At 65.0% G+C, this 12889-nt stretch carries 13 protein-coding genes; 5 read left to right on the plus strand and 8 right to left on the minus strand.

The annotated features are described in order from the left end of the window. Positions 1–81 precede the first annotated feature (81 nt). The gene (gene surE, locus Pla108_RS02630; protein WP_146442572.1) at positions 82–900 is read right to left on the minus strand and encodes a 5'/3'-nucleotidase SurE; all 819 of its coding nucleotides are present in this window, start codon (positions 898–900) and stop codon (positions 82–84) included. A 277-nt stretch (positions 901–1177) separates the two neighbouring features. Here surE and guaA point away from each other — a divergent pair, with 277 nt between their 5' ends. After that, entirely contained in the window at positions 1178–2779 is a 1602-nt protein-coding gene (guaA, locus tag Pla108_RS02635) for a glutamine-hydrolyzing GMP synthase (RefSeq protein WP_146442575.1), read from the plus strand. A gap of 277 nt (positions 2780–3056) precedes the next feature. Here the strand turns inward: guaA and Pla108_RS02640 are convergent, their stop codons facing one another. Next, positions 3057–3611, minus strand: a complete 555-nt coding sequence (locus Pla108_RS02640) for a transposase (RefSeq protein WP_146442578.1) — start codon at positions 3609–3611, stop codon at positions 3057–3059. Positions 3612–3799: 188 nt separating this feature from the next. Here Pla108_RS02640 and fdhA point away from each other — a divergent pair, with 188 nt between their 5' ends. Next, complete coding sequence (gene fdhA, locus Pla108_RS02645) at positions 3800–5011, plus strand: formaldehyde dehydrogenase, glutathione-independent (RefSeq protein WP_146442581.1); 1212 nt, start codon at positions 3800–3802, stop codon at positions 5009–5011. Positions 5012–5110: 99 nt separating this feature from the next. Here fdhA and Pla108_RS02650 read toward each other — a convergent pair whose 3' ends face one another. Then, the gene (locus Pla108_RS02650; RefSeq protein ID WP_146442583.1) at positions 5111–6349 is read right to left on the minus strand and encodes a PQQ-binding-like beta-propeller repeat protein; all 1239 of its coding nucleotides are present in this window, start codon (positions 6347–6349) and stop codon (positions 5111–5113) included. A gap of 101 nt (positions 6350–6450) precedes the next feature. After that, on the minus strand, positions 6451–6933 hold the full coding sequence (locus Pla108_RS02655; protein WP_146442586.1) for an LURP-one-related/scramblase family protein: 483 nt from the start codon (positions 6931–6933) through the stop codon (positions 6451–6453). A gap of 159 nt (positions 6934–7092) precedes the next feature. Here Pla108_RS02655 and ettA point away from each other — a divergent pair, with 159 nt between their 5' ends. The 3 genes from ettA (at position 7093) to Pla108_RS02665 (ending at position 10340) form a co-directional block, all read left to right on the plus strand. Further along, positions 7093–8778, plus strand: coding sequence for an energy-dependent translational throttle protein EttA (gene ettA, locus Pla108_RS02660; protein WP_146442589.1), 1686 nt, complete (start codon positions 7093–7095; stop codon positions 8776–8778). Positions 8779–9185: 407 nt separating this feature from the next. Beyond that, on the plus strand, positions 9186–9329 hold the full coding sequence (locus Pla108_RS20780) for a hypothetical protein (RefSeq protein ID WP_197526191.1): 144 nt from the start codon (positions 9186–9188) through the stop codon (positions 9327–9329). 138 nt (positions 9330–9467) lie between these two features. After that, positions 9468–10340 (plus strand): hypothetical protein, encoded by an 873-nt coding sequence (locus tag Pla108_RS02665; protein WP_146442592.1) that lies wholly within the window; start codon positions 9468–9470, stop codon positions 10338–10340. A 67-nt stretch (positions 10341–10407) separates the two neighbouring features. On the opposite strand, the gene Pla108_RS02670 is transcribed toward Pla108_RS02665, so the two are convergent. From Pla108_RS02670 to proC, 4 genes are all read right to left on the minus strand, one after another. Continuing rightward, positions 10408–10971 (minus strand): elongation factor P, encoded by a 564-nt coding sequence (locus tag Pla108_RS02670; protein WP_146442595.1) that lies wholly within the window; start codon positions 10969–10971, stop codon positions 10408–10410. 125 nt (positions 10972–11096) lie between these two features. Next, a complete protein-coding gene (locus Pla108_RS02675; RefSeq protein ID WP_146442599.1) occupies positions 11097–11621 on the minus strand; it encodes a hypothetical protein in 525 nt (174 codons plus the stop codon). 48 nt (positions 11622–11669) lie between these two features. After that, positions 11670–11903, minus strand: a complete 234-nt coding sequence (locus tag Pla108_RS02680; protein ID WP_146442602.1) for a hypothetical protein — start codon at positions 11901–11903, stop codon at positions 11670–11672. Positions 11904–11943: 40 nt separating this feature from the next. Further along, positions 11944–12780 (minus strand): pyrroline-5-carboxylate reductase, encoded by an 837-nt coding sequence (gene proC / locus Pla108_RS02685; protein ID WP_231934261.1) that lies wholly within the window; start codon positions 12778–12780, stop codon positions 11944–11946. Between the last annotated feature and the right edge of the window lie 109 nt (positions 12781–12889).

The following is a 12889-nucleotide window of genomic DNA, read 5'->3' on the forward strand; positions in this document are numbered from 1 at the left end:
AATGACGATGCGCGTCGCTTCGTGGCGATTCGTGGGCAGTTTTTCAATGAGAGCAGGCTGGCCATCTTGGACTCCGTTCGATTAGTGGTTGGAAGAGGTGGAAGCGCCGGCGGCGAGTCCGAGATTCCAAGCGTGCATCTGGCTGAGCATCGCGTCGCGGGTCCGGTCGACCGCCAGCGGCGAGAGCGAGAGCGCGCCGTCGCGGATGGCGACCACGTCGGTGTCGGCGCCGGGCGGGTCGGTGGGGGGCGTGCCGATCGTCCAGAAGTAACGACGCCCCTTCGGGTCGAGCCGCTCTTCGAACGCCGCATCCCAGCGGGTCGAACCCATCCGCGTGATCCGCACCTCGGGCTTGCCAGCGCTCGGCATCGTCGACGCAGTGGGGATGTTCAGGTTGTAGAGCCGGTGGTCACGCCAGGCGTCACGCTCAAGCATTTGTTCGATTACGGCGACCGACATCGCCGCGGCGGCGTCGAAGCGGGTGTGGTCTTCCCACTCCAGCGACACAGCGATCGACGGCAGGTCGTTTAACGCGGCCTCGGTGGCGGCGGCGACGGTGCCCGAGTAGAGGACGTTGACGCCGACATTGAGGCCCCAGTTGATTCCGCTCACGACAAGGTCGGGGCGGAACGCTTCGCCGTTCTCATCAAGACAGAGTTTTGCCAGGGCGAGCTTCACGCAATCGGCCGGCGAACCCTCGACGGCCCAGCCTTGCGCCGTGTCGCCATCGAAGACTTGGTTCGCCATCAGCGGCGTCAAGAACGTGATGCCGTGACCGACGCCGGACTGCTCGGTCGCGGGCGCCACGACATGGACCTCGCCCAATCGCTCCAGCGCAGCCCGCATCGCCGCCAAGCCGGGGGCGTAGATGCCGTCGTCGTTGGTGAGCAGGATCCGCATGGAAGGCTGCGGCCTCAATGGTTCTTGTGGGAGGGGTCTCCGACCCCGATTACGTGCTGCCAACCGCCAAGGCTTGGTCCGCGTCATCGGGGTCGGAGACCCCTCCCACACAGGACGAATGCCTAGGGGTCATCATAAGCGCGTCTTGCCAACGGGCGAAACCATCCGGCGACCGCTGCTGGGCGGGGCCGGCTGTGGCCGTTAGAATCCGCCCTTTCGACCGCACAACCGGCGCCACCCCAACCGGGGTGCCGCCCGATCGTCACGGAACGACCGCATGGCAGCGACCACGGACCCCCACGTGAACTACGAGACTCCCGCCTCGGGCGGCAGCGCCCTGGCCGCCGAGAAGGTCCTGGTGCTCGATTTCGGCTCGCAGTTTGCGCAGTTGATCGCCCGCCGGGTCCGCGACGAGCACGTCTACTGCGAGATCGTCCGCCACGACCTGACGGCCGACCGGATCGCCGAACTGGCGCCACGCGGGATCATCCTCTCGGGCGGGCCGAGCAGCGTCTATGAGGCGGGCGCCCCGCGTTGCGACCCGAAGATTTTTGAGCTCGGCATCCCCGTGCTCGGCATCTGCTACGGCATGCAGCTGGCGTGCGAGGCGCTCGGCGGCCGCGTTGAGAGCCACACCGTCCGCGAATACGGCCGCGCCCACTGCGAGGTGGTCGACGCGGGCGACCTGTTCCGCGACGTGCAGCCCCAGACCGAAGTCTGGATGAGCCACGGCGACCAGGTCACCCAAGTCGCCGAGGACTTCTCGCCGCTCGCAAAGACGAGCACCTGCCCGTTCGCCGCGGTGCGGCACAATCGCCTGCCGGTTTATGGCCTGCAGTTTCACCCGGAGGTGACGCACACCGTCGAAGGCAAGACGATCCTCGGCAATTTTTTGAGGGAGGTGTGCAAGACGACGGGGCAATGGCGGCTGGGCGACTTCGCCGACGAGACGATCGCCGCGGTGCGCGAACGGGTCGGCACGAGCCGTGTGATCTGCGGCCTGTCGGGTGGCGTCGACTCGGCGGTCGTGGCGGCGCTGCTTGCAAAAGCGATCGGCCCGCAGCTCACCTGCATCTTAGTCGACAACGGCCTCTTGCGCAAGGACGAAGCGACGGCCGTCGTCCGTGAGTTCACCGAGCACTTCAAAGCCGACCTCCACGTGGTCGACGCCGAGGAGCGTTTCCTTGCCAAACTGGCCGGCGTGACCGAGCCGCAGACCAAGCGAAAAATCATTGGCGGCGAGTTCATCGAGTGCTTCAAGCAAGAGGCCGCGAAGGTCACCGACGCGCGGTTCCTCGCCCAGGGGACGCTCTACCCCGACGTGATCGAGAGCGGCGGCAGCCCCGACGGCCCGGCCGCCTCGATCAAGCTGCACCACAACGTGGGCGGCCTGCCGGAAGAGTTAGGCTTTGAGCTTATCGAACCGCTCCGCGACCTCTTCAAAGACGAGGTCCGACGGCTCGGCCTGCAACTCGGCCTGCCGGAAGAAATTGTCTGGCGGCATCCGTTCCCCGGCCCGGGGCTCGCCGTTCGTTGCCTCGGCGAAGTGACCGCCGAGAAGTGCCGCACGTTGCGTGAGGCGGACGCAATCGTCGTTGGCGAGATCAAGGCGGCCGGCCTCTATCGCCAAACCTCACAAGCGTTCGCCGTGCTGCTGCCGGTGCAAAGCGTCGGCGTGATGGGCGACGGCCGGACCTACGAGAACGCCCTAGCGGTCCGCTGCGTGAACACGGACGACTTCATGACCGCCGACTGGAGCCACCTGCCGCACGACCTGTTGAGCCGCATCAGCACACGGGTGATCAACGAGGTGAAGGGCGTTAATCGGGTGGTTTACGATATTAGTAGTAAGCCGCCGGCTACGATTGAGTGGGAGTGACGCGATGCTTATCCGAATGCTGCTCGGAGCTTTTCTTGGAATCGTGGTTGGCGTGGCAATTCCGATTGTTTGGAGCTCTGTTGCGGGGGGAGAAGGAGCTATCAATGTTGCGGGATGGTTCTGGTTCGTCACAGTTCCCGGCGGGTTGATGCTTGGGATCATTCTCGGGGCGGTTAGTTCGCTCTTCGAATAAATTCAAAGGCGAGCCGACGACGCAAGTCGTCGGAGGAACCCTGGTGCCCGCGTCACTCCGACGACTTGCGTCGTCGGCTCGCCACTAACCGTGGTGGTGAGAATCGCTCCAGGTGAAGAGTGGGTTGGGTTGCTTGTGGAGGACGTAGTTGACCGCTGCTGTGACGGCAGCTTCGTCCTTCAACTTGCGTTTGGAGCCGCTCTTGGTCCACCACGTTCCCGAAGCCGGCTTTGGGAACTTATGATTCAATGCACGACTTCCATTTCCTTTGAATTCTTGCAGCATCTTGGCGGGGTCGAAGTCGATCGCGATTGCGACGACGAGGTGGAAGTGGTTCGGCATGATCGCGACGGCGAGTAATCGCCAATCACGGAACGCTGCCGAAGCCTTGAACTGCTCAAGAAGTATGTCTGCCTGCTCGACCGTTAGCCACACTGCTTCGCCTTTCATCTGCGCGATGGCGCTACGCTGCAATCCTGGAACCGGCGCCTCCCATGCTTCGCCGAGTTGATCGTGCTCGACACGAATGCGAGTGTTAGTGTCGGTGGACCGATAGTCACGCACCGACGTGACGCTACCTCGCGCATCGCCCGGGAGCCACGTGCCGTAAGTCGTGCTAGTCAGAAGCCAGTGCCACATGCTTCGCACGCTAATTCGGAGCGAAGCGCGATTCCAGCCACATTTCCAGACAGTGGCGAGCCGGCGACGGCAGTCGTCGGTGGAGAGTGGGTACTCAGCGCCCACCGACGACTGCCGTCGCCGGCTCGCCAATTCTGCTACACTCCAGCAGTCCGCTTCTCTCACTCGTCCACGGAGGAACCCACGCTATGTCGGACAACCAAGGCGTCGCCTACGTCAAGCCAGGCGTCGTTGAGATCCAGTCGATCGACGACCCGAAGCTTGAACTCGAGTACCGCGGCAAGACCCGCAAGTGCAACCACGGGGTGATCCTCAAGATCGTCTCGACGAACATCTGTGGAAGCGACCAGCACATGGTCCGTGGCCGCACGACCGCCCCGGCCGGGATCATCCTCGGCCACGAGATCACCGGCGAGGTGATCGAAGTCGGCAGCGATGTTGAGTTCATCAAGAAGGGCGACATCTGCAGCGTCCCGTTCAACATCGCCTGCGGTCGCTGCCGCTGCTGCAAGGAACGCGACACGGGCGTCTGCCTGAACGTGAACCCCGATCGCCCGGGCGCCGCCTACGGCTACGTCGACATGGGGGGCTGGATCGGCGGCCAGGCGCGCTACGTCATGGTGCCGTACGCCGACTGGAACCTGCTGGCGTTCCCGGACCGCGACGCCGCGCTGGCGAAGATCCGCGACCTGACGCTGCTGTCGGACATCCTGCCGACAGGCTACCACGGCGCTTGGACGGCGGGCGTCACGACCGGCAGCACGGTCTACGTCGCCGGCGCCGGACCGGTTGGTTTGGCGTGCGCCTATAGCTGCCAGATCCTCGGCGCTTCGGTTGTGATCGTCGGCGACATGATTCAGGAGCGGCTCGATCAAGCGAAGTCGTTTGGCTGCGAGACGATCAACCTCGCCAAGCACGGCGACCTGGCCGAGCAGATCGAGCAGATCCTCGGCGTGCCGGAAGTGGACTGTGCGGTGGACTGCGTCGGCTTCGAGGCCCGCGGCCATGGCGGCGACGCCGACACCGAGAAGCCCGCCACGGTGCTCAACAGCGTGATGGACATCACCCGCGCTGCGGGCGGCATCGGCATCCCGGGCCTCTATGTCACGGGCGACCCGGGCGGCGTCGATGAGAACGCGAAGATTGGCATGCTCGGCATCCGCATCGGTCTCGGTTGGGCGAAGAGCCATCACTTCACGACCGGCCAGTGCCCGGTGATGAAGTACAACCGCGGCCTGATGATGTCGATCCTCCACGACAAGGCCCACCCGGCCAAGGCGTGCAACGTCGAGGTGATCTCGCTCGAAGACGCCCCCAAGGGCTACATGGACTTCGATAAGGGCGCGGCGAAGAAGTTCGTCATCGACCCACACGGGATGATCCCCGCGACTTCGGCCTAACGCGACTTAGGCAAGTAAAAAGAGGGCCCACGAATCGAACGAATCCTCGCGAATCATTAAAGGATTCGTGTCGATTCGTAAGATTCGTGGGCTCCTTCTTTACTCGCCCGACACGTCGAAGCTGAACAGCAGGTCTTGGTCGCGGAGGTACATGCGGCCATCGACGATCACCGGGTGAACCCAGATCTTGCCCTTATCCTTGCGGATCTCGGTCTGGGGCTCGAGCGTGAAGCGGCCGTGCTCGGCCCAGCCGGCGGGCGAGGCCTCGATGAGGACCAGGTCGCCTTCGTCCTCGCTCTGACAGTAGAAGCGGCCGTCGGCGTAGGCGATGGCGCCCTTGCCGAGCGCGCTGCGCTCGCGCCAGACGCGTTCGCCGGTGGCGAAGTCTTGGCACAGCCAACCGACGCCGTCCGAGTGGCCATAGAGCTTGTCGCCCAGCAGCAAGACGCCGCCGTGATGGTTCTTCATGAGTTTGTTGTCGTAGACCACCGTGGCGTTGTTGTCGGCGTCGATCTCGACCAGCATGCAGCCCGCGCCGTAGCCGCTGGTTACATAGACTTGATTGTCACGGACGATCGGCGTCGGGATGACGGCGACCTTGCCCGGCCAATCGACGCTCCAGAGGACCGAGCCATCGGCCGGATCGACGCCCACGAGGTGCTCGGGCAGCAGTTGGACGTACTGCTTGTTGCCGTGCGGTTCGGCGATGACGATCGACGAGTAATTCGCCCCGTCGGTGGCGCCGGTTGACTGCCAGAGCAATTCGCCCGTCGACTTGTCGAGAGCGACGATCGCTCCTTGGGGTCCGCCGGGAGTTACGATCACTTGATCGCCGTCGACGAGCGGCGATTCGGCATAGCCCCAGCTGGGGATGCTGCCGCCGAAGTCTTGCATCGCGACCTTCCAGACAACGTCGCCCGTCTTAGCCGAAACGCAGGCGAGCGTCCCCTTGGCGGCCAAGCAGTAGACGCGGTCGCCATCGACGGTGGGCGTATTGCGAGGCCCGTTGCCCCAATCGTTGGTGTACTCTTCGCCGAGGGGAGCGGACCAGATCTCCTTGCCCGACTCGGTGTCGATGGCGATCAGCTGTTCGGTCCCGTCACGCGCGCCGAGGATATAGAGCTTGCCGTCGGCGATCGCGGGGCCGCCGTAGCCGGCGCCCGTGTCACTAAACAGCCAGACCCGCTCGGGGCCCCCCTCGGGCCACTCCTGCAGGAGGCCCATTTCCGACGTGAGGCCGTCCCGGTCGGGGCCGAGCCACTGTGGCCATTCATAGGCCGTCGCCACGGAAGTGATGAACAAGGCGAAAACGGCGAGTGGTGTAGCGAACCGTGGCATCGGGCAAGTCTCGCTGGGGTCCGGGAGGAAGCCGCTGTGTCGAGCGCGGCCCGACCGAACTTAGACCCCGACGCCACCGCCGGCAAGCAACCGCGACAGCCTCAGGACGAGTTTTTGTTCTGGGCGCGGAAGGCGTCGATCGCGATGACGGTCGCTAGCACCACGGCGTCGAGCGACGGGTCGTGCACCTCAATGCCGTAGGTGTCACGGATCGACCACGCTTGTCGAGCGACGACGGCGACCACCTCTTCGCCCCGCCGGAACTGGTAGTTGTGCTCCCAGAACGATCCGGTGATCGCCAACGGCTGGCCGTCGGCCAGATCGATGCTGTAGACGGGCCGCAGCGTGAAACGCCGCATTACGGTCGCGAGCGGCTCGCCCTGCTGAGTGATGTCGAACCGCGGGCGGAGCGACCACAGCTTCTGCCGCAGCCGGACAAACTCGCGGCCGTCGAGCGCGCGGATCACGTAGTCGGGCCGCAACGCCATCAGCCGGACCGCTACGAGGATCGGTTCGCCCGCCTCGTTGGCGATGTCGAAGCGGGGGGTCAGGCTCAGGAGCCGCTGTTTGACTTGGTATCGCATGGCGGCTATTCGCTACATCGGTCGTGGTCTTGCCCGATTATTTCAACCGAGGCCGGTGGGGCCCGCCTGCCCAGAAGCGGCCGGACCGGTAATAATCGGCGATCTGCCGGCGACGCCGCCGGTCCCGCCCCCTTTCGCGACGCGACTCCCCCCAAGCGTATGCCGCCCAATCAGAAGTACATCTACCAGATCGCCGGCCTCAACAAGAAGCACGGCCAACGGGAGATCCTCAAGGACATCGACCTCGCCTTCTACCCGGGGGCGAAGATCGGCGTGCTGGGCCGCAACGGCGCCGGCAAGAGCACGCTGCTGAAGATCATGGCCGGCTTCGACAAGGAGTTCGAGGGCTCCGCCAAGTTGAGCGAAGGTTTCACGGTCGGCATGCTTCAGCAAGAGCCGCCGCTGAACGCCGACAAGGACGTTATGGGAAACGTCATGGAGGCGGTCGCCGCGACCCAGGCGTTGCTCGACGAGTACAACGCCAGCTGGGAAAAAATGGCCGAGGTCGCCGACGACGAGGCGGCCACCGCCAAGCTGATGGCCCGGCAGGCCGAACTGCAGGACAAGATCGACGCGGCCAACGCCTGGGAGCTCGAACGGCAGATCGAGATCGCCATGGACGTCATGAATCTGCCGCCGGGCGACGCGGGCATCACCAACCTGTCAGGCGGCGAGAAACGCCGCGTGGCGCTCTGCAAGCTGCTGCTCGAGAAGCCCGACCTGCTGCTCCTCGACGAGCCGACCAACCACCTCGACGCCGAGAGCATCAATTGGCTCGAACGGTACCTGGCCGATTACAACGGCACGATCGTCGCGGTGACGCACGACCGGTACTTCCTCGACAACGTGGCGAGCTGGATCCTTGAGATCGAGTACGGCAAGGCGTTCCCGTTCGAGGGGAACTACACCGCCTGGCTCGAGCAGAAGGCCAAGCGGCTGGAGATGGACGAGAAGAAGAAGTCGGCCCGCCAGAAGACGCTCACCAAAGAGCTGGAGTGGATCCGCAGCTCGCCCAAGGCCCGTCAGGCGAAGAGCAAGGCGCGGATCAGCTCTTACGAGAAGATGGCGTCGGAGGAGTACGAAGAGCGTCCCGAGGAGCTGGAAATCCAGATCCCACCCGGCCCGCGGTTGGGCGACAGCGTTATCGAAGCGGTCAACCTCTCCAAGAGCTTCGGCGACAAGGTGCTGTTCGAGAACGTCAACTTCCGCCTGCCTGCCGGCGGCATCGTCGGCATCATCGGCCCCAACGGCGCCGGCAAGACGACCTTGCTCAAGATGTTCATGGGCAAGGAGGAGCCGACCAGCGGTTCCCTCAACTTTGGACCGACCGTGGCGCTCGGCTACGTCGACCAGAGCCGTGACCACCTCGACCCCGACAAGACGGTCTGGCAAGAGATTTCGGACGGCCTCGACCTTATCGAGATGGGTAAGAAGCAGGTCAACAGCCGCGCCTACGTCGCCAAGTTCAACTTCCAGAAGGCGGACCAGCAGAAGAAGGTCGGCGTCCTCTCCGGCGGTGAACGCAACCGCGTCCACTTGGCGAAGCTGCTACGTGGCGGCTCGAACGTGCTGATGCTCGACGAACCGACAAACGACCTCGACGTCGACACGCTGCGGTCGCTGGAAGAGGCGGTCGCGACGTTCGTCGGCTGTGCGATCGTGGTGAGCCACGACCGCTGGTTCCTCGACCGGCTGGCGACGCACATCCTCGCCTTCGAGGGGGACGGCTACGTCCACTGGTGTGAAGGCAACTTCTACACCTACGAGCAGCAACGCCGCGAGCGTCTGGGGATCGACGCCGACCAGCCGCACCGCTTCCGCTACAAGAAGCTCGATCAGAGTTGATGTGAGTTCTTGAAAGGAGATAGTGGGATGTTGGTGAGAGGGGGGATCGCAAGCGGACGGCACGTTGTGTTGTTGTTGCGAACCGTCGTGTCGCAGGATGTCCTCCGTATCGCCTTTCAAGAGATCTCGCACTGATCTGGGTCAGGCACCGACCTGCGTCAGGCACGGACCTGTGGGAGGCGTCTCCAGACGCCGATAACGCGCTCCACGCCATTTCGGTAGGGAGCGCGTAATCGGCGTCTGGAGACGCCTCCCACAAACAACAATAAAACCACAAGCAACAATAATTTTAAGGTGATAGCCCCCTTCGCCGCGTCGCGTCGCCAATCACTGACGGCGTCGGCATCGCCCGCGATCGCCCCCTATCACCAACATCCCCCTATCTCCTTTCAATAAGCGAGCCCCAAGTGAGCGTTATCCGCGTCGGTTCCAACGAGAAGTACGCCAGCGGCTGGGACAAGGCCTTCGGCGGCGGCAAGAAGGCCGCGTCGAAGAAGTCCACCAAGAAGTCCACCCCGAAGAAGGCCGCTAAAAAGAAAGGGAAGAAATAGCCCCGTCTTTACGGTCATTCCGGAGCCCCCGTCGCCAGTCGGCGGAGTGCAGCCCGAAAAAAGAGTTGCAAACCAAGCGGCGATTCGGCCACAGTTGGGGTACGGAAATCTCTCTTCTCTCCGGTGGAGGTGACCACGATGCGCCATCGTTTGACGGTCTCAGTGCTGGCCCTACTTCTGACCGCGGCCGTTCCCACCGCCGGTTGGGCCGACCCACCCGATTGGCTGAGCCACTACCGCATCGTTCCGCGTAAGAGCACGCTGATCGAGAGCGGGGGCTTCACCGGTTGGACGCAGCGCTACCGGGTGCACGGGCAGTTCGACTTCCTCCAGCTTTGGACCCCCGGCGTTCCGGGGGACCCCCAGCAGCGGGTCGTCGAGTTCGACAACGCCAACGTCTACGCCCCGTTGGGCGAGATGCTGCCGGCGTTCTACGACGTCGACGACCTCTTCAATCTGGAAGGCCTCGCTGGCAAATTGCTCCCGCTGGGCGCGCCGTTCGATGTCTACCACTTCCAAGGCCTGGGAAACACGAGCGCCGCCGCGTCGCCGCTAGAGCAGTCGACGGTCAATCTCTATGCCGCACTGCTCGGTCCCTGGATGTACCTCTACGGTGAGACCACGCCGCCTCCCTACTCGGCCGACTACCCCGTCTACCAGTTCCAGGCGCTTGCCTACCAGGGCCGCTGGGCCGACTGGAACGAGGACGGCGTCGTCGACGCGGCCGACTACACGGTGATGCGTGATCAGCAAGCAACGCTGGCGGCGTCGGACTTCGACGAGACGGTCGCCATAGATGACTGGCGCAGCCAATACGGCGAGCGCGAGCCGGACGTCGCGGCGTTCCAGGCGGCGTTCAGCGCCGCGCGGGCGACTGCAGTGGCGGTTCCGGAGCCGGGTTGCGCCGTGCTCGTAGCGATCGGCATCGCGTTACTCCCAGCACGCCGCGGACGCACCCAAACGGCGCGGCACCAAGGTGACCTGAGCCCCCGGCGCGAGCCGGGGGAGTGACGTGACGCGACTCCCCCGGCGCGAGCCGGGGGCTCAGGGCCGATCGCTAGAAGAAACGCTCGTGTCGTTACGCCCGTCCCAAGAAGTCGCCGGTGCGGGTGTCGACTTTGATCGACTCGCCCTGGGACAGGTACTCGGGGCCGTGGACGACGGCGCCGGTCTCAAGCGTCAGCGACTTGGTGCGGCCCGTGGCGCTGTTGCCTTTCACGCCCGGCTCGCACTCGGTGATCTTGAGGGTCGCCGAGGCGGGGATCGTGATCCCGACGCACTCGTCGTTGTAGATCATCGCGATGATGCCGGTGGTCCCCTCGGTGATCCACTGCATCTCGTTGGCGACGTCTTCGCGGTCGACGGTGTACTGCTCGAACGACTCGGCGTCCATCAGGTGCACCGACTCGAGGTCGCTGTACATGATAGTGACGTCGCGGCGGCTGAAGTCGGCTTCGGCGAGGGGCTCGGTCCCCTTGAGCGTGATGTCGACCTTGTTCTTGGTGACGACGTTGCGGGCGCGGAACTTGTAGAGCGTGGCGCCGCCGCGGGCGGAGGGCGACTGGACGCTGATGTTCTCGATCACGCAGGGGGCGTCGTTGTAGACGACCATGACGCCGGTCTTGACTTCTTTGGCGAGCATCGGAGAGGAGTTTGAAGTGGGAATTCGGAAGGGGGATGTCGGAAGACGGGAGGGCCAGAATCGTACCTCATGGGAAGCCATTCCAACTATTCCCCCCTCGTCCCCAGCCCCCCGTCCCGAATCCCTCAGATCAGCACTTCGCCCGCTTCGGGATCGATCGGCAGGCCCCCCGTCAGGTGCGCCAAGGCCTCGACGACGGTGATCAGGGTCGCCGGGTCGAGCCCGCCGGGGCCCAGCAGGTCGTCCTCCGGTTCGGCGTCGTCCCCGTCGGGGGAAGCGGCAACCCGCTCGAAGTGCATGACCTCAAGCCATGCGTCGGCCAGCACGAGGCGCCCCATCTGATCCTCGTCGAGCTCGTCGCGGAGCTTCTTCGCCAAGGCCATCGCCCGGTCGCTGACCGCTTCGCCCGCCTCGAAACGGATGTCGAGGGCCGCGTTGTCGTCGGGCGCTTGGACTAAGACCGACTTAAAGAGCCCGTCGTCGTCGGCCTTGAGGCGTTCCATCCGGAGACGCGGACCGGCGTTGCCGATCGCCGCCTCGACCTGGGTCAGCGTCGGCCGGTCACCCGCCTCGAAGAGGACGACATAGGTCTCGCGCCAGGCGAGGTCGTCGCCCGTCGGGGCGTTATCGAATCCGAAGGGATCATCCATGGCGGAGGGGGGAGGTTCCGAGGTTGGCGGTTCGTTGGGCGTCCGATTCTACCAGTTTGGGTCCTGCTCGGGACCGAGTCCGCCCTGCCAGGTCTCGAGCATGGCGATGAGGTCGTCCCGCTCGGTGACGCTCGCCCAGACCGACTCGTCCTGTTCGAGACGCACCTCGTAGAAGCCTTCACGGAGGCAGTCTTCTTCGCCGCAAAAGTGGGGCGTCGCGGCCACCCACATGACGCGATAGAGAGGGATGTGTTTGTCGTCGACCCGGCAGAGTATGGACATCGACGGGGCTCCTGTAAAAGGAAAGATAGGGAGAGGGAGGTCAGGACTTCCCGAGTTCTGCCGAGCGGCGCGCCGCGGTGGTCACCGCCTCGATCAGCGCCGAACGGACGCCGTGACGCTCGAGCTCGGCCAGCCCGGCGATGGTCGTGCCGCCGGGGCTCGCGACGGCGTCGCGGAGCGCGGCGGGGTGCTCGCCGGTGGTCGCCACCATGCCGGCGGCGCCCGCCACCGTGTGGGCGGCGAGCTCGGCGGCGAGGGCCCTCGGCAGCCCCGCCCGGACGCCGCCGTCGGCGAGCGCTTCGATGATTGTGTAGACGAACGCCGGCCCGGAGCCCGAGAGGCCCGTGACCGCGTCGAGCAGCTTCTCGGGCGTCTCGCTGGCGAAGCCGACCGCCGAGAGCAGCCGCTGGACGTCGGCGCCTTGGTCGGCGGTGGCGTGCTCACCAAGCGCGTAGCAGCAGGCGCCCTTGCCGATCAGGCACGGCGTGTTGGGCATGACGCGGACGATCGCCGCTCCCTTGGGCAGCGGTTTTGCTAACGCCTCGAGCGTCACGCCGGCGGCGACCGACACCAGCAGCTGTTTGTCCGATTGCCATTCGTCTGCCGCGGCGGCGAGCGCTTCGGCCGCGTTGTACGGTTTGACCGCCAGGAAGACGATCCGGGCGGACTTCACAACCTCCGAGGCGCTCGCCGCGCGCTTGGCTCCGGGGCCCACGGCGGCTTCGAACGCCTCGCTAGCAGCCGGCGACGGGTTGTAGGCGATCACCTCGGCGGGGGGGACGAGCCCCCCCCGGACAAAGCCGGCCGCCAGCGCCTGGGCCATCCGGCCGGCGCCTAAGAAGCCAATTCCGCCAGTGATTGTCTCGTTTTTCGGCACAAGGAGCCTTGTTGGGAGCGGTCACGGTTCTGTCGAGCAAGCTTTGATGCTAGGTCAACGCCGCCCGGGCCTCAATCCAAGCCCCGAATTGATGTAGGGACAGGGCGGC

The organism is Botrimarina colliarenosi, from assembly GCF_007859955.1.
GTDB classification, from domain to species: Bacteria; Planctomycetota; Planctomycetia; order Pirellulales; family Lacipirellulaceae; genus Botrimarina; species Botrimarina colliarenosi.

Excerpts from the sequence above, each read along its gene's own strand:
- Pla108_RS02640 (WP_146442578.1), bottom strand. The coding sequence starts at position 3,611 with ATGTGGCACTGGCTTCTGACTAGCACGACTTACGGCACGTGGCTCCCG.
- Pla108_RS02675 (WP_146442599.1), bottom strand. The coding sequence starts at position 11,621 with ATGGATGATCCCTTCGGATTCGATAACGCCCCGACGGGCGACGACCTC.
- Pla108_RS02650 (WP_146442583.1), bottom strand. The coding sequence starts at position 6,349 with ATGCCACGGTTCGCTACACCACTCGCCGTTTTCGCCTTGTTCATCACT.
- Pla108_RS02665 (WP_146442592.1), top strand. The coding sequence starts at position 9,468 with ATGCGCCATCGTTTGACGGTCTCAGTGCTGGCCCTACTTCTGACCGCG.
- guaA (WP_146442575.1), top strand. The coding sequence starts at position 1,178 with ATGGCAGCGACCACGGACCCCCACGTGAACTACGAGACTCCCGCCTCG.
- Pla108_RS02680 (WP_146442602.1), bottom strand. The coding sequence starts at position 11,903 with ATGTCCATACTCTGCCGGGTCGACGACAAACACATCCCTCTCTATCGC.
- surE (WP_146442572.1), bottom strand. The coding sequence starts at position 900 with ATGCGGATCCTGCTCACCAACGACGACGGCATCTACGCCCCCGGCTTG.
- ettA (WP_146442589.1), top strand. The coding sequence starts at position 7,093 with ATGCCGCCCAATCAGAAGTACATCTACCAGATCGCCGGCCTCAACAAG.
- fdhA (WP_146442581.1), top strand. The coding sequence starts at position 3,800 with ATGTCGGACAACCAAGGCGTCGCCTACGTCAAGCCAGGCGTCGTTGAG.
- Pla108_RS02670 (WP_146442595.1), bottom strand. The coding sequence starts at position 10,971 with ATGCTCGCCAAAGAAGTCAAGACCGGCGTCATGGTCGTCTACAACGAC.
- Pla108_RS02655 (WP_146442586.1), bottom strand. The coding sequence starts at position 6,933 with ATGCGATACCAAGTCAAACAGCGGCTCCTGAGCCTGACCCCCCGCTTC.